This is a genomic window from Kitasatospora sp. NPDC051984, from assembly GCF_044593455.1.
Classification (GTDB): Bacteria; Actinomycetota; Actinomycetes; order Streptomycetales; family Streptomycetaceae; genus Kitasatospora.
Genome location: NZ_JBIUCB010000023.1, coordinates 1 through 14,596 on the forward strand (window position 1 = coordinate 1; position 14,596 = coordinate 14,596).

At 74.4% G+C, this 14,596-nt stretch carries 13 protein-coding genes and 1 rRNA gene; 11 read left to right on the forward strand and 3 right to left on the reverse strand.

The genetic code is table 11. The features are described 5' to 3' along the window. Positions 1-87: ribosomal RNA gene (gene rrf / locus ACIHEI_RS30575) — 5S ribosomal RNA — on the forward strand; the annotation flags it as partial. A 1,409-nt stretch (positions 88-1,496) separates the two neighbouring features. Continuing rightward, on the forward strand, positions 1,497-2,369 hold the full coding sequence (locus tag ACIHEI_RS30580) for a tetratricopeptide repeat protein (RefSeq protein ID WP_387636896.1): 873 nt from the start codon (positions 1,497-1,499) through the stop codon (positions 2,367-2,369). A gap of 74 nt (positions 2,370-2,443) precedes the next feature. Here the strand turns inward: ACIHEI_RS30580 and ACIHEI_RS30585 are convergent, their stop codons facing one another. Continuing rightward, a complete protein-coding gene (locus ACIHEI_RS30585) occupies positions 2,444-3,799 on the reverse strand; it encodes a DUF1015 family protein (protein WP_396608988.1) in 1,356 nt (451 codons plus the stop codon). A gap of 41 nt (positions 3,800-3,840) precedes the next feature. On the opposite strand from ACIHEI_RS30585, the gene ACIHEI_RS30590 reads away from it, so the two are divergent. Beyond that, positions 3,841-4,413, forward strand: a complete 573-nt coding sequence (locus ACIHEI_RS30590) for a tetratricopeptide repeat protein (protein WP_387636746.1) — start codon at positions 3,841-3,843, stop codon at positions 4,411-4,413. Between the two features lie 42 nt (positions 4,414-4,455). Then, positions 4,456-5,469 carry an HAD-IIA family hydrolase gene (locus ACIHEI_RS30595; protein WP_396608989.1) on the forward strand — a complete coding sequence of 338 codons (1,014 nt, stop codon included), beginning with the start codon at positions 4,456-4,458 and terminating at the stop codon, positions 5,467-5,469. A 255-nt stretch (positions 5,470-5,724) separates the two neighbouring features. On the opposite strand, the gene ACIHEI_RS30600 is transcribed toward ACIHEI_RS30595, so the two are convergent. Beyond that, on the reverse strand, positions 5,725-6,072 hold the full coding sequence (locus ACIHEI_RS30600) for an SCP2 sterol-binding domain-containing protein (protein WP_392955611.1): 348 nt from the start codon (positions 6,070-6,072) through the stop codon (positions 5,725-5,727). Positions 6,073-6,259: 187 nt separating this feature from the next. Here ACIHEI_RS30600 and ACIHEI_RS30605 point away from each other — a divergent pair, with 187 nt between their 5' ends. The 4 genes from ACIHEI_RS30605 (at position 6,260) to ACIHEI_RS30620 (ending at position 9,120) form a co-directional block, all read left to right on the forward strand. Beyond that, positions 6,260-7,135, forward strand: a complete 876-nt coding sequence (locus ACIHEI_RS30605) for a hypothetical protein (RefSeq protein ID WP_396608990.1) — start codon at positions 6,260-6,262, stop codon at positions 7,133-7,135. Further along, on the forward strand, positions 7,128-7,283 hold the full coding sequence (locus tag ACIHEI_RS30610; protein ID WP_387868380.1) for a hypothetical protein: 156 nt from the start codon (positions 7,128-7,130) through the stop codon (positions 7,281-7,283). Before ACIHEI_RS30605 ends, ACIHEI_RS30610 begins: the two co-directional genes overlap by 8 nt. A 36-nt stretch (positions 7,284-7,319) precedes the next feature. Next, positions 7,320-8,126 carry a TlyA family RNA methyltransferase gene (locus tag ACIHEI_RS30615; RefSeq protein ID WP_387636728.1) on the forward strand — a complete coding sequence of 269 codons (807 nt, stop codon included), beginning with the start codon at positions 7,320-7,322 and terminating at the stop codon, positions 8,124-8,126. Positions 8,127-8,217: 91 nt separating this feature from the next. Further along, a complete protein-coding gene (locus ACIHEI_RS30620; RefSeq protein ID WP_387636726.1) occupies positions 8,218-9,120 on the forward strand; it encodes an NAD kinase in 903 nt (300 codons plus the stop codon). 156 nt (positions 9,121-9,276) lie between these two features. Here the strand turns inward: ACIHEI_RS30620 and ACIHEI_RS30625 are convergent, their stop codons facing one another. After that, positions 9,277-10,752 (reverse strand): PLP-dependent aminotransferase family protein, encoded by a 1,476-nt coding sequence (locus tag ACIHEI_RS30625; RefSeq protein ID WP_396608991.1) that lies wholly within the window; start codon positions 10,750-10,752, stop codon positions 9,277-9,279. A gap of 113 nt (positions 10,753-10,865) precedes the next feature. Here ACIHEI_RS30625 and ACIHEI_RS30630 point away from each other — a divergent pair, with 113 nt between their 5' ends. From ACIHEI_RS30630 to ACIHEI_RS30640, 3 genes are all read left to right on the forward strand, one after another. Continuing rightward, positions 10,866-11,498 (forward strand): YitT family protein, encoded by a 633-nt coding sequence (locus ACIHEI_RS30630; protein ID WP_387636722.1) that lies wholly within the window; start codon positions 10,866-10,868, stop codon positions 11,496-11,498. A gap of 64 nt (positions 11,499-11,562) precedes the next feature. Then, on the forward strand, positions 11,563-13,293 hold the full coding sequence (gene recN / locus ACIHEI_RS30635; RefSeq protein ID WP_392955628.1) for a DNA repair protein RecN: 1,731 nt from the start codon (positions 11,563-11,565) through the stop codon (positions 13,291-13,293). 140 nt (positions 13,294-13,433) lie between these two features. Further along, positions 13,434-14,594: a glycosyltransferase family 4 protein gene (locus ACIHEI_RS30640; RefSeq protein WP_396608992.1), complete on the forward strand. Its 1,161-nt coding sequence runs from the start codon at positions 13,434-13,436 to the stop codon at positions 14,592-14,594. Positions 14,595-14,596 lie beyond the last annotated feature (2 nt).

Below are 14,596 nucleotides of genomic sequence, written 5' to 3' on the forward strand. Positions count from 1 at the left end.
GGTTACATTCCGAACCCGGAAGCTAAGCCTCACAGCGCCGATGGTACTGCAGGGGGGACCCTGTGGGAGAGTAGGACGCCGCCGAACAATTCTTCAAAAGGCCGAGGCCCCAGCGATGAGCTGGGGCCTCGGCCTTTTTTGTTGGGCTTTTTCAGCCGAACACAGACGGCCGGCAGACGGCGGTCGGGCACCCGGGCGCGGTGCTCGCTCGTGTGCCGGACAATGGACAAGACGGATGTAACGGACGGACCGGGCCCTGGTGGGGTTCGGGGGTCGTCCGGATCGCGCGCTGGTGTCGATGGATCGGCAGTGGCGCCTCTAGAGCCAGCAGTGTGCAGACAGGAGTCACCAGCATGTCGAACCCGCCCCAGGACCGGCCCGAGCGCCGTAACGACGGCGGCCGGGGCTACGAGCCCAGGTCGCGCGGGGGCTGGTCGAACGACCGCGGCCCGCGTCGTGACGACCGTGGCGAAGGCGGCGGCTACCGCGGTCGTGACGACCGCGGCGACCGTGGCGCCGACCGCGGTGGTTACCGCAGCGACCGTGGCGACCGCCCGTCGTACGGCGACCGCCCCCAGGGCGGCGGCTTCCGCCGCGATGACCGTGGCGACCGTCCGCAGGGTGGCGGCTTCCGTCGTGACGACCGCGGTGACCGTCCCCAGGGTGGCGGTTACCGCAGTGACCGTGGCGACCGTCCGTCGTACGGCGACCGCCCGCAGGGCGGCTTCCGCCGTGACGACCGTGGCGACCGTCCCCAGGGCGGCGGCTTCCGCGGCCGTGACGAGCGTCCGCAGGGCGACCGTGGCGGCTTCCGTCGGGAGGACCGTCCGCAGGGTGGCTTCCGTCGTGATGACCGTGGTGACCGTCCGCAGGGTGGCGGTTACCGCAGTGACCGTGGCGACCGTCCGTCGTACGGTGACCGCCCGCAGGGTGGCTTCCGTCGTGACGACCGTGGCGACCGTCCCCAGGGCGGCGGCTACCGCAGCGACCGTGGCGACCGTCCCCAGGGCGGCGGCTACCGCAGTGACCGTGGCGACCGTCCGTCGTACGGCGACCGTCCGCAGGGTGGCTTCCGTCGTGACGACCGTGGGGACCGCCCGCAGGGTGGGTTCCGTCCGCGTGAGGACCGTCCGTCGTACGGGCGGGACCGGGACGAGCGTGGCGGCTACGACCGTCCGCAGCGCACCGGTGGGTTCGAGCGCCGTGACGACCGTGGCGACCGTCCGCAGGGTGGGTTCCGTCGCGACGACCGCGGCGACCGTCCCCAGGGCGGCGGCTACCGCAGCGACCGTCCCCAGGGCGGCGGCTACCGCAGCGACCGTGGCGACCGCCCGCAGGGCGACCGTGGCGGCTTCCGTCGGGACGACCGCGGTGACCGTGGCGGGTTCCGTTCCCGTGACGACCGCGGCGACCGCGGTGGCTACCGGGGTGGCCGGGACGACCGTGGCGGGTTCAACCGCGACCAGGACGAGCGTCGGATGGAGCCGGTGCGCCGGCTGCCGATCCCGGACGACGTGACCGGGTTCGAGATCGACGCGGATGTCCGTCAGGACCTGAAGAGCCTGCCGAAGACCCTCGCCGACGACGTGGCGCGCAACCTGGTGATGGTCGCGCGGCTGCTCGACAGCGAGCCGGAGGAGGCCTACAACTACTCGCGCGTCGCGCTGCGGCTGGCGTCGCGTGTGGCGAGCGTCCGTGAGGCGGCCGGCTTCGCGTCGTACATGACGCAGCGGTACTCCGAGGCGCTGACCGAGTTCCGTGCGGCGCGGCGGATGACCGGCCGGGTGGACCTGTGGCCGGTGATGGCGGACTGCGAGCGTGGTCTGGGCCGTCCGGAGCGGGCGCTGGCGATGGCCGGCGAGCCCGAGACGAAGCAGCTGGACAAGGCCGGTCAGGTCGAGATGCGCCTGGTCGCGGCGGGTGCCCGCGCGGACCTGGAGCAGTTCGACGCGGCCGTGGTGACGCTGCAGAGCCCGGAGCTGGCGTCCTCGGCGATCCACCCGTGGACGGCGCGCCTGCGCTACGCGTACGCCGACGCGCTGATCGCGGCGGGTCGGGCCGACGAGGCCCGCGAGTGGTTCGTGAAGGCCGTGGAGGCCGACTCGGACGGTTCGACCAACGCGTCCGAGCGGCTGGCGGAGATCGACGGCGTGGAGTTCACCGACGCGCTGGACGAGGACGCCGAGGCCGAGGCCGTGGAGTCCGAGGAGCCGGCCCGCAAGCCGGTCAACAAGGACGACATCGGCGACGACCGGATGATCTTCGAGGACGAGGAGGACGTCGAGGAGTTCTACGACGACGACGACCTCGAGATCGACGAGGAGTACGACGAGGACTCCTTCGAGGAGAAGAAGCCGAAGCAGGCCTGATTCTCAACTGGCAGTCAGACGGCCCCCGTTCCGGGTAGGAGCGGGGGCCGTTCTGCGTGCTGCGCGGGTTCGGGTCAGCCGAGTTCGAGGGAGCGCAGAACCAGTCCGGTGGCCGGTTTGGGGCCGAAGGAGGTGGACTTGCGGGGCATCGTGACGCCCTGCTCGGCGAGGCGGCGGACCACGCGTTCCTCGACGGGGTGGAGCAGTACGGCGGTGCCACCGGTGCGGGCGGCCTCGCGGACGGCGGCCTCGGGGGAGTGCAGGTAGCCGATGTGCTCGGGGCTGTCGGGGACGTGCCAGGTGCGGTCGAGCAGGGTGGCGTGCAGGACGGTGGCGTCGAGGTGACGCCATTCCTCGGGGCGGTCGGTGCGGACGGTGGCGTCGAGGGTGCGTTCGTCGGGGCCGGTGAGCAGCAGGTAGCGGTCGTCGCCGGCGGTGAGGACGAAGGCGTTGCGGGCGTCCGTGCGGGCCTCGCCGAGGGCCTTGAGGGCGTCGTCGAGGGAGCCGGGGAGTTCGGTGAGCTGCCAGACGTCGGGGTCGAGGGCGGCGATCGCGGCGTGCAGCGGCAGGCGGTGCAGGACGCGGTGGATGGCGCGGACCCGCAGCGGGTAGCGGTCGGTGTCGACGAGCAGGACCAGGCCGCGGTCCCAGGGGCTGCGGGGCAGGTGGCGGTGTTCGCGCTGGAGCCGCAGGTACATCTCCCAGCGGTGGTGGCCGTCGGCGATGAGGGCGCGGCAGGTGGCGAGGTCGCGGCTGACGGCGGCCAGGTCGGCGGGGGCGGTGACGGCCCACAGCCGGTGGTGGGTGCCGTCGCTGGTGGTGACGTGCAGCAGTGGTTCGCCGGCGGCGGTGCGTTCGACGACCTCGGCGGCGCGGCCGTGGCCGCGGTAGGTGAGCAGCAGGGGCTCGAGGTTGGCGCGGGTGGTGCGCATCAGGCCGACCCGGTCGGCGACGGGCTTGGGCATGACGTCCTCGTGGGGGAGGACGACGCCCGTTTCGGCGCCGCTGACGGCGAGGGCGCCGATCAGGCCGCGTTGCAGGTCGCCGGTGGGGGAGTGCTGCTCGTAGACGTACAGGGCGGGCCGGGGGTCGGCGGTGAGGATGCCCTGTTCGCGCCAGTCGCGCAGCAGGCGGGCTGCGTGCCGGTAGCGGGTGTCGCGGTCGGGGCGGAGGCCGGAGTCCTCCGGTTCGGGGCGCGGCAGGATGAGTCGGACGATGTTGTGCGGGTCCGAGGTCTCCAGGTCCTGGCGCCGTCCGGGGTCCACCACGTCATAGGGGGGTGAGGTCACCGCGGCCAGGTCGCCGACCTTCTGGGGGTCGTAGCGCAGGCCGCGGAACGGGGACAGGGACAGCCCTGCGGTGGCGACGTGCCCGGGGTCTCCGGGGCCGCCCGAGGGCTCGTTGCCGATTTCGGCACGAGGGGCGCTCATCCTGGGCATGTTAGCCGGGTACTCCTTGTTGGGAGATCGCGATGCACGCGGCCGTTCCGGTTGCGGGCGGGGCGGTGGGCGCCGACCAGGAGAGCGGGGAGTTGCGGATGAGCTACGGGAGCCACGACGGCGACGGCGCGGAGGCCTCTTCGGGAAGTGCGGCGGGGGCGCCCGGCGGCGGGGTGTACGACTGGTTCCGGCGCGGGGTGCGGCTGTTGGAGGAGCGGCACCCGGCGGCGGCGGTGCAGCTGCTGGCGCGGGCGGCGGAGGCGGAGCCCGGGTCGCGGTCGATCCGGGAGGCGCTGGCGCGGGCGCAGTTCGACGCCGGGCAGTACGCGGCGGCGCTGGCGAGTTTCCGGACGGTGGCGGAGGCGGACCCGTCGGACGACTACGCGCAGTTCGGGTGGGGCGTGGCGGCGGCCCGGCTGGGGGACTTCGAGTCCTCGGCGGAGCACCTGGCGCTGGCGGTCGCGATGCAGCCCGGCAACAAGCACTACCGGGCGGCGCTGCGGCAGACCCGGGCGACGCTGGCGGCCCGGGCGGGGGCGTTCGGTCCGCTGCGGCCGGGGGCACCGGGGTACTTGGCGCCGCCTGAGGAGCCGGACGGGTCCTAAGGTTGCGGGTGTTCGATCGTTCGAGGTGAGTGGAGAGCTGTGATGGTGCGGAGCGTGCCGCAGGGTAGCGCGGTGGCGTTGACGGAGGCGTACGACACGGCGCTGCTGGACCTCGACGGGGTGGTGTACGCCGGGCCGCACGCGATCGTGCACGCGGTGGAGTCCCTGGAGCGGGCGCGGGCGGCCGGGATGCGGCTGGCGTACGTGACGAACAACGCCTCGCGGCCGCCGCGGGTGGTGGCGGAGCACCTGTCGGAGCTGGGGGTGCCGGCCGAGCCCGCCGATGTGATCAACTCGGCGCAGGCGGCGGCGCGGGTGGTGTCGGAGAAGGTTCCGGCGGGTTCGCGGGTGCTGGTGATCGGCGGAGCCGGGCTGGTGGAGGCGCTGGAGGAGCGCGGGCTGGTGCCGGTGCGTTCCCTGGACGACGACCCGGCGGCGGTGGTGCAGGGCTACGACCCGTCGGTCGGCTGGGCGGACCTCGCGGAGGCCTCGTACGCGGTGGGCCGGGGCCTGCCGTGGGTGGCGTCGAACACCGACATGTCGATTCCGACCGCGCGCGGCATCGCGCCCGGCAACGGGACGCTGGTGGCGGCCGTGTCGGCGGCGACGGGCGTGACGCCGGAGGTGGCGGGCAAGCCGCTGCCGCCGATGCACCGGGAGACAGTCCTGCGGACGGGCGCGACGCGTCCGCTGGTGGTCGGCGACCGCCTCGACACCGACATCGAGGGCGCGTTCAACGGCGGCGTGGACTCGCTGCTGGTCTTCACCGGCGTCACCACCCCCGAACTGCTGCTCGCCGCCCCCGTGCAGCACCGCCCGACCTACCTGTCGGACGACCTGCGCGGCCTGCTGGAGCCGCAGCCCGAGGTGTCGGAGCCGGTCGACGGCCGGTTCGCCTGCGGCGGCTGGGAGGCCGGCGTGGACGGCGGCGCGCTGACCCTGGACGGCGGCGGCGAGCGGATCGACGCGCTGCGGGCGCTGTGCGCGGCGGCGTGGACGTGGGCGGACGCGAACGGGGCGGCCCCCGAGACGTCAAAGGCGTTGGCAGCGCTGTGAGTTGACGATCAGCCGGGCGGGTATCCCGGGAGCACTGCTTCGGATCGTCCAGGGGGGGATGATGCGGGGACGTGGAAGGGTCGTGCGGAAGGCGGTGGCCGACGCTTCTACGCCCTCTGTCCGCGGGGCTTTCTGCAGGGCCGGGTGGTGCTGCGGGTGCACCGCCCGACCGGGGTCGCCGATGTGGTGATGGCCTTCGGCAGGACCGAGGTCATGGCCCCGCAGCAGGCGCAGTCCTGCGGGTGAGCGCAGGCGTCAGAGCAGGCTGCGCAGGCGCAGCAGGTCGAGGAAGCTCGCGTCCAGCTTGAGGCGGCCGGTGGCCCAGGCGGTGGGGAACGCCAGCTTGCCGTCGACCAGGGCGACCAGGTCGTCGCCGGTGGTGGTGAGCCGGATGTCGGCCTTGGCGGTGGGGGCTCCGGGGTTTTCGGTGATGCCGGTGAGCTGCCCGTCGGTGAGCCGCCCGGTGAAGGTCAGGCCGAGGTCGGTGAGGTGGCAGCTGAGCGACCGGTCGAGGGCGGTGGCCTTGCGGACGTCGCCGTTCGCGCCGGCGAGGTTGCGGCTGAGCTGCTCCAGTGCGCGGCGGCACTCCTCGATGGTGACCATGGGTGCGGCGTACTCCTGTCTCGGTGATAGGTGGGGCGTTCCACGCTAACGCGCCGGGCGGGCGGGGCGGCCGGGCGGGGGTGACCGGGGGCCGACCGTGGGGCGGGTGGTGCGGGCGGGTACGGGCCGGCGTAGGACGGGGTAGCGTCAGTGCGGGCAGTCGGTGCCCGCGGAGGAGGCGGTTCGGATGCTGCGGGATGCGGTGCGGGGTGTGGTGGTGGTCGCGACGGAGCTCGCCGAGGAGGCGAGCCGTCGGGTGTTGGGCGCGGCCGAGGGGCTGATCCAGCGGACCGGTGAACTGCCGCCCGGGGTCGAGCAGTTGCGGGTGCTGGCCGAGGAGACGGTGACGGCCGGGCGGGCCGGGGTGGACCTGGTCGCGGGCGTCGTCAAGAACGAGGCCGAGAGGGTGTTCGAGAAGGTCGGCGACCAGGTGGTGAAGGTCGGCGTGGTGCTGAGCTTCATCGAGTCGAAGCTGCGCGAGGTCGACGAGCCGACCGTACCCGAGCCCGAGGAGAAGCCGGAGGAGCCGACGGTCCGCCCGGCCGCCCGGGCCCAGGGCCTGTTCGGCGCCGGGTGGGACGCGGAGCCCGCGCCCGCCGACGAGGCGTCGGACGGGGCGGCCGGGCAGCCGACGAACACGGCACCGGCCGCCACCCCGGCGCCCCGCAAGGCGACCGCCCGCAAGGGCGCGGCGGCCAAGCAGGCCGCGGCGAAGCGCTCGGTGCCGCGTAAGGCCCCGACGGAGGGCGGCGCGGCCGTGACGCCGAAGACGGTGGCGAAGAAGGCCGCCGCGAAGAAGACGGCCGCGAAGAAGACCGTGACCAAGAAGGCCACCGCCGACAGCCCGTCCGCCCCGCTGCCCGCCGCGGCGAACAAGGCCGCCGTGAACGAGGCCGCCGCGAAGAAGGCCGCCGTGAAGAAGGCCGCCGTGAAGAAGGCCGCACCGGCCAAGAAGACCGCGACCGCGAAGAAGGCCGCACCCGGCAAGGCCACGACCGCGAAGAAGGCGCCCGCGCGGAAGCCCGCCGCGAAGCCGGAGCCAGGGGGCACCGACGGTGAGTGAGGTGCGGTGGACGGGCGAGTCCGAGGTGGACGAGGCGCTGGCCCGGCTGGGGGAGACGGACGGGGTGGGGGCAGGGGAGCTGGTCGAGGTGTACGAAGATGTTCATGCGCGGCTCGCCGCGACCCTCGCGGCGCTGGACCGCGAGTGACGATTGCGGAATGTGGGAGCTGACGTAGTAGTGGCAGTGGCACGACGCCGTCTGGATGCGGAGCTGGTGCGGCGGAAGCTGGCCCGGTCGCGGGAGCATGCGAGCGAACTGATCGCGGCGGGCCGGGTGACGGTGGGCGGCACGGTGGCGACGAAGCCGGCCACGCAGGTGGAGACGGCGGCGGCCGTGGTGGTCGCGAAGGACGACGCGGACCCGGACTACGTGTCGCGGGGCGGCCACAAGCTGGCGGGCGCGTTCGCCGCGTTCGTCCCGCAGGGCCTGGTGGTGGAGGGCCGGCTCGCGCTGGACGCGGGGGCGTCCACCGGCGGCTTCACCGATGTGCTGCTGCGCGCGGGCGCGGCGCATGTGCTGGCGGTGGACGTCGGCTACGGGCAGCTCGCGTGGTCGCTGCAGAGCGACGAGCGGGTGACGGTGATGGACCGCACCAACGTGCGGGAGCTGACGCCGGAGCTGATCGGCGGGACGCTCGTCGACCTGGTGGTGGGCGACCTGTCGTTCATCTCGCTGGGCCTGGTGCTGCCGGCGCTGGCCGGTTGCGCGGCGCCGGACGCGGACCTGGTGCTGATGGTGAAGCCGCAGTTCGAGATCGGCAAGGACCGGCTGGGCTCGGGCGGCGTGGTGCGTTCGCCGGAGCTGCGGGCCGAGACGATCCGCCAGGTGGCGTCGCAGGCCTGGCAGTTGGGCCTGGGCGTGCGGGCGGTGACGGCGTCGCCGCTGCCCGGGCCGTCGGGGAACGTGGAGTATTTCCTGTGGCTGCGCCGGGATGCGGAGCAGCTGGATCCGGCCGACGCGGACCGGGCCGTGGCGGAGGGCCCCAAGTAGGGTACTTGGCAGGCGTCCGAGCGTTGCGCAGACTGGCATGCCACGACCGGGCCAGCAAGGTCCGGCGGGCGTAGGGAGAGGGCAGCGGGCAATGAGCGATCGTCGTACGGTCTTCCTGATCGCGCACACCGGCCGGGAGGCCGCCCTGCGCAGTGTGGAAGGGCTGGTGGACGGCCTGCTGAAGGCGGGGATCCGGATCCGGCTGCTGGAGGCGGAGGCGGTGGGCCTGGATCTGCCGGACGGGGTGGAGCTGGTGCCGGGCGGCCCGGGCGCGGCCGACGGCTGCGAGTTGATCCTGGTCGCGGGCGGGGACGGCACGCTGCTGCGGGGGGCGGAACTGGCCCGCGAATCCGGGCTGCCGATGCTCGGCATCAACCTCGGCCGGGTCGGCTTCCTCGCCGAGGCCGAGCGCGACGACCTGGCGACGGTGGTCGACCGGGTGGTGGACGCCGACTACGCCGTCGAGGAGCGGATGACCATCGACGTCCTCGTCCGCACCAACGGCGATGTGCTGCACGAGGACTGGGCACTCAACGAGGCCTCGGTGGAGAAGGCGGCACGCGAGCGGATGCTGGAGGTCGTCACCGAGGTGGACGGCCGCCCGGTGTCGAACTTCGGCTGCGACGGCGTGGTGCTTTCGACGCCCACCGGCTCCACGGCGTACGCGTTCTCCGGTGGCGGGCCGGTGGTGTGGCCGGAGGTGGAGGCGCTGCTGATGGTGCCGATCAGTGCGCACGCGCTGTTCGCCCGTCCGCTGGTGACGTCGCCGGACTCGGTGCTGGCCGTCGAGGTGCAGCCGAAAACGCCTCACGGGGTGCTGTGGTGCGACGGGCGGCGCTCGGTCGAACTCCCGGCCGGGGCACGGGTGGAGGTCCGCCGGGGCAAGACGCCGGTCCGCTTGGCGCGGCTGCACCGGGCGCCGTTCACGGACCGGCTGGTCGCGAAGTTCGCGCTGCCGGTGACAGGCTGGCGCGGGCGCTCGGGAACGGCCTGATTGCGCGACAAGCGCCAACCTGTCCGTAGGGTCGCGACCACGTGCAAGTCATTGTCCTGGGTCGCGATCTTTCCGACGAGTGCTTTCCCCTTCGCGCAGTTCCCCGCGCCCCTGTTTTCGCGCCCGCCTGCGTTTCGCGTCCTTTACCCGCTGGGTTCAGAGGCTGCACGGCTCCGGATCCGCTGTCGCGAAGCGCTCCTTGCGGGCGAGTTCGGCGGCCTCGGTGATGCGGTGGAGGGCGTCGGGGACGTGGGTGGCGGGGAGGGTGAGGGGGAGGCGGAGGTACTCCTCGAACGCGCCGTCGATGCCGAAGCGGGCGCCGGAGGCGATGCGGACGCCGAGGCGTTCGCCGGCTCGGGCGAGGGCGGTGGCGGGGAGGCCGGGGGTGGCCACCCAGAGGGCGAGGCCGCCGGGTGGGAGGGTGAAGCGCCAGTGGGGGAAGTGCTGGGGCAGGGCGGCGGCGAAGGCCTCGGCGGTGGCGCGCAGGCCGGCGTGGCGTTCGGCGCGGACGGCGGGGAGGTGGTGGGTCAGCAGGCGGGTGGTGATCAGCTGGTCGAGGACCGGGGTGCCGAGGTCGAACAGGGCCCGGTCGGTGGCGAGTTGACGGACCAGGGACGGTTGGGTGCGCAGCCAGCCGATCCGTAGGCCGGGCCAGAGCAGTTTGCCCGCCGAGCCGACGGTGATCACCCGGGCGTCGCGGTCGAGTGCGGCGAGCGGGCGGGGCAGGTCGGAGTCGGCGACGCCCCAGCCGAGTTCGGCGCAGGTCTCGTCGGCGAGGACGGCGGTGCCGGCGGCGCGGGCGTGGGCGAGCAGGGCGCGGCGCTGGTCCTCGTCGATCAGGGCGCCGGTGGGGTTCTGGAAGTCGGGGATGGTGTACGCGAGTTTGGGGGCGGCGCCGCGGAGCACGCGTTGCCACTGGGGGAGGTCCCAACCCGCTTGCCCGGCATGGTCGGTGGCGAACGGGACGGGTACCAGGCGGGCGCCGTGGCGGTCCAGGGCGCGCAGCGTGTTGGGGTAGCTGGGTGCTTCGACGGCGACCCGGTCGCCGCGGGTGAGCAGTGCGTGGTGGGCGAGGTGGAGGGCGCTCATCGCGCCGGTGGTGATCAGGATCTGGTCGGGGCCGGTGGGCAGGCCGCGTTCGGTGAAGCGGCGGGCGACGGCTTCGCGCAGGACGGGCAGGCCGGTCGGGTAGGTGCCGTGGCCGCAGGCGTAGGCGGGCAGCCGCTCGAGGGCGTGGGCGGCGGCCTCGGCGAGCTGGGGCGGGGCGATGGGCGCGGCGAGGCCGAGGTCGAGTTCGCTGCCGGGGCGGTCGGGGCCGAGCGGGTGCAGGGCGTCGGCGGGCGGCCGGGTGCCTTCGGGCAGGGCCGTCCAGGAGCCGGCGCCGCGCCGGGAGCGCAGGAAGCCGTCGGCGCGCAGTGCCTCGTACGCGGCGGCGACGGTGGTGCGGCTGAGCCGGAGTTCGGCGGCGAGTTCGCGTTCGGCGGGCAGCCGGGTGCCGGCCGGGAGGCGGCCGTCGGCGACCAGCCGGGAGACCCGGTCGGCGAGTGCGCGGTAGGCGGGGTGGCGGCCGTCCGCCGGGGGCAGCTGGCGGGCGAGGGCGTGCGGGGTCAGGGTGCTGTGCCACTCGGCCATCGGAAATCAGTCCACTCGGATCGGATTGGCCCTGTCGGGTGCCCTTTTGGACTGCCCATAGTGGCGTCCAGTGCCGAGGAACGGCAAGCACCGTACGAGAAGAGGTCCACCCGATGGCGGTCTCCCTGCCTTTGTTCGCCCGCTCCACCGACCTGCCCCGCCGGGTTGTCCAGCTCGCCGCGGGCCTGGTGCTGTACGGCGTCTCGATGGCCCTGGTGCTGCGCTCCTCGCTGGGCGGCAACCCGTGGGACGTCTTCCACCAGGGCCTGGCCCGGCACCTCGGCCTGAGCGTCGGCACCTGGGTGACGCTGGTCGGCGTGCTGGTGCTGCTGCTGTGGATACCGCTGCGGCAGAAACCGGGCGTCGGCACGGTCGGCAACGTGGCCGTCCTTGGCGTCGCGATGGACGCCACGCTGGCGCTGCTGCCGCACCCGCACGCGCTCGCCGCCCGGATCCCGCTGCTGGTGGCAGGCATCGTGCTGAACGCCGTGGCGACCGGCCTGTACATCGGGGCGCGGCTCGGCCCCGGCCCGCGGGACGGCCTGATGACCGGCCTGCACCGGCGTACCGGCCGTTCCGTGCGACTGATCCGCACCGGCATCGAGTTGACCGTGCTGGCCGCCGGCATCGCCCTCGGCGGGACGTTCGGCGTCGGCACGGTCGCCTACGCGCTGGCCATCGGCCCGCTGGTGCAGTTCTTCCTGCCGCGCCTCACGGTGCCCGTTCCGGCCGCCACCTCCGGGTGAACCGGGGGGCGGTCGTCGCGCGCCGACGGTGGAACCTCGTAAGGTCGTCTCCGTGTTGGACGAGATGCGGATACGGGATCTGGGTGTCATCGACGACGCGGTGGTCGAACTCGCCCCCGGCTTCACCGCCGTCACCGGCGAGACCGGCGCCGGCAAGACCATGGTGGTGACCAGCCTCGGGCTGCTGCTCGGTGGCCGGGCCGACCCGGCGCTGGTACGGAACGGCTCCGAGCGGGCCGTCGTCGAGGGCCGGCTGGCGCTCGACCCGGCCTCGCCGGTGGTGGCCCGGGCCCAGGAGGCGGGCGCCGAACTCGACGACGGCGAACTGCTGATCAGCCGTACCGTCTCCGCCGAGGGCCGCTCCCGGGCGCACGTCGGCGGCCGCTCGGTGCCGGTCGGGCTGCTCGCCGAGCTCGGCGAGGACCTGATCGCCGTGCACGGCCAGACCGACCAGCAGCGGCTGCTGCGCCCGTCCCGGCAGCGCGGCGCGCTCGACCGGTACGCGGGCGAGGCCGTCGCGGAGCCGCTGGCCCGCTACCGCGAGGTGTACCGCACCCTGCGCGAGGTGTCCGCGACGCTGGAGGAGCTGACCACCCGGGCCCGGGAACGCGCCCAGGAGGCCGACCTGCTGCGCTTCGGCCTGGAGGAGATCGCCGCCGCCGAACCCGTCGCCGGGGAGGACGCCGAACTGGCCGTGGAGGCGGAGCGCCTCGGCCACGCCGACGCGCTGTCCTCCGCCGCGACGCTCGCGCACGCCGCGCTGGCGGGCGACCCCGCCGACCCGGAGGCCGTGGACGCCGGCACCCTGCTCGCCCAGGCCCGCCGCGCCGTGGACGCCGTCCGGCACCACGACGAGCGCCTCGCGCAGCTCGCCGACCGCCTCGGCGAGGTCGGCTACCTGCTCGCCGACGTGGCCGGCGACCTCGCCGGGTACGCCGACGACCTGGACGCCGACCCGGTGCGCCTGGCCGCCGTCGAGGACCGCCGCGCCGTCCTCGCCCACCTGGTCCGCAAGTACTCCGGCACCGAGGGCACCCTCGCCGAGGTGGTCGCCTGGGCCGAGGCCGGTTCGGTGCGGCTGCTGGAACTCGACGGCGACGACGAGCGGATCGACGAACTCGGCGCGCAGGAGACCGAGTTGCGCGCCCAGCTGGCCGACCTGGCGGCCGAGGTGTCGCACGCCCGGCACGCCGCCGCCGACAAGTTCGCCGCCGCCGTCTCCGGCGAGCTCGCCGAACTCGCCATGCCGCACGCCCGGGTGACCTTCGCGATCAGCCAGGTCGACGACCTGTCCGGCATCGAGATCGAGGGCCGCACCGTCTCCTACGGCGCGCACGGCGTGGACGAGGTCGAGGTGCTGCTCGCCCCGCACCCCGGCGCGCAGCCCCGCCCGATCGCCAAGGGCGCCTCCGGCGGCGAGCTGTCCCGCGTCATGCTGGCCGTCGAGGTGGTGTTCGCGGGCGCCGACCCGGTGCCGACCTACCTGTTCGACGAGGTCGACGCGGGCGTCGGCGGCAAGGCCGCCGTGGAGATCGGCCGCCGCCTGGCCAAGCTCGCCCGCAGCGCCCAGGTGGTGGTGGTGACCCACCTGCCGCAGGTCGCCGCGTTCGCCGACCGGCACCTGGTGGTGGAGAAGACCAACGACGGCACCGTCACCCGCAGCGGCGTGAAGACCCTCAACGACGAGGAACGGGTGCGCGAGCTGTCCCGGATGCTGGCCGGCCTGGAGGACTCCGAGCTCGGCCGGGCACACGCCGAGGAACTGTTGGCGGCCGCCCGCACCGCCCGGGGCTGACCCCGCCCCGCCCCCGCACGCGTCGCCCGGCCCGTACGGCCGGGCGACGCGCCGCAGCGGTGCCGACTGTCCAAGAGGGCGAGAGACCTGGCATCGTGGCGAGCGGAAACCAGCTGACTACGAGTCGGAGCGAAGACGACGTGGACCATTCCGCCGCCCGGGCCACCGCGGCCCCCCAGTTGCATGTGGTGCTCGTCCTGGCCGCCGCGACGGGCGGGATCGGCGCGCACGTACGCTCCCTGACGCAGGGTCTGGTCGCCCACGGGGTGACGGTCACGGTCTGCGCGCCCGAGGGCGCCGACCGCCGCTACGGGTTCTCCGCGGCCGGCGCCCGCCTGCACACCGTGGACATCACCCCCACCTCGGGGGCCCGCTCCGACACCGTCGCGATCGGTGAGCTGCGCCGCGCCTTCACCGGCGCCGACGTCGTCCACGCGCACGGGCTGCGGGCCGGCCTGCTGTCCGACCTGGCGCTGCGCACCGCGGGCCGGTTCCCCGGCATCCGCCCGGAGACCCCGCTGGTGGTCACCTCGCACCACGCGCTGCTCTCCACCGGCCTGGACCGCCGGCTGCAACGCCTGATGGAACGCCGCGTGGTGCGGGCCGCCGACCTGGTACTCGGCGCCTCCTCCGACCTGGTCGCCCGGGCCCGTGAACTCGGCGCCACCGACGCCCGGCTCGGCCCGGTCGCCGCCCCGCCGCTGCCGCCCGCCGAACTCGACCGCGCCGCGGCCCGGGCCGCGCTGCCCGGCATCGACGACGGCCGCCCCGTGGTGCTGGCGATCGGCCGCCTGGTCCCGCAGAAGTGCTTCTCGCTGCTGCTGGACGCCGTCCCGCACTTCGCCGCCCCCGACGAACCGATGCCGCACGTGCTGCTGGCCGGCGACGGCCCCGAACGGCAGGCGCTGGCCGAGCGGGTGCGCGCCGAGAAGCTGCCCGTGGAGGTGCTCGGCCACCGCACCGACATCCCCGACCTGCTGGCCGCCGCCGACCTGGTGGTGCTCTCCTCCCGCTGGGAGGCCCGCTCGCTGGTCGCCCAGGAGGCGATGCGGGCCGGCGTGCCGGTGGTCGCCACCGCCGTCGGCGGCATCCCCGAACTCGTCGGCGACGCCGCCGTCCTGGTCCCGTTCGCCGACCCGCAGGCGCTCGGCGGCGCCGTCCGTGAGCTGCTCGCCGACGACAAGCGGTGCGCCGAACTCGCGGACGCCGGCCACGCCCAGGCCCGCACCTGGCCGGACGAGGCGGCTACCGTCGCCCAGGTGCTGTCCATCTACGACGAACTGGTGCAGCGTCAGCAGTGACG

What these genes read in the sequence shown, in the direction of transcription:
- ACIHEI_RS30585 (WP_396608988.1), bottom strand. Translation starts at nt 3,799, where the DNA reads ATGAGCGCCCCTCGTGCCGAAATCGGCAACGAGCCCTCGGGCGGCCCC.
- ACIHEI_RS30590 (WP_387636746.1), top strand. Translation starts at nt 3,841, where the DNA reads ATGCACGCGGCCGTTCCGGTTGCGGGCGGGGCGGTGGGCGCCGACCAG.
- ACIHEI_RS30595 (WP_396608989.1), top strand. Translation starts at nt 4,456, where the DNA reads ATGGTGCGGAGCGTGCCGCAGGGTAGCGCGGTGGCGTTGACGGAGGCG.
- ACIHEI_RS30600 (WP_392955611.1), bottom strand. Translation starts at nt 6,072, where the DNA reads ATGGTCACCATCGAGGAGTGCCGCCGCGCACTGGAGCAGCTCAGCCGC.
- ACIHEI_RS30605 (WP_396608990.1), top strand. Translation starts at nt 6,260, where the DNA reads ATGCTGCGGGATGCGGTGCGGGGTGTGGTGGTGGTCGCGACGGAGCTC.
- ACIHEI_RS30620 (WP_387636726.1), top strand. Translation starts at nt 8,218, where the DNA reads ATGAGCGATCGTCGTACGGTCTTCCTGATCGCGCACACCGGCCGGGAG.
- ACIHEI_RS30625 (WP_396608991.1), bottom strand. Translation starts at nt 10,752, where the DNA reads ATGGCCGAGTGGCACAGCACCCTGACCCCGCACGCCCTCGCCCGCCAG.
- ACIHEI_RS30630 (WP_387636722.1), top strand. Translation starts at nt 10,866, where the DNA reads ATGGCGGTCTCCCTGCCTTTGTTCGCCCGCTCCACCGACCTGCCCCGC.
- recN (WP_392955628.1), top strand. Translation starts at nt 11,563, where the DNA reads ATGCGGATACGGGATCTGGGTGTCATCGACGACGCGGTGGTCGAACTC.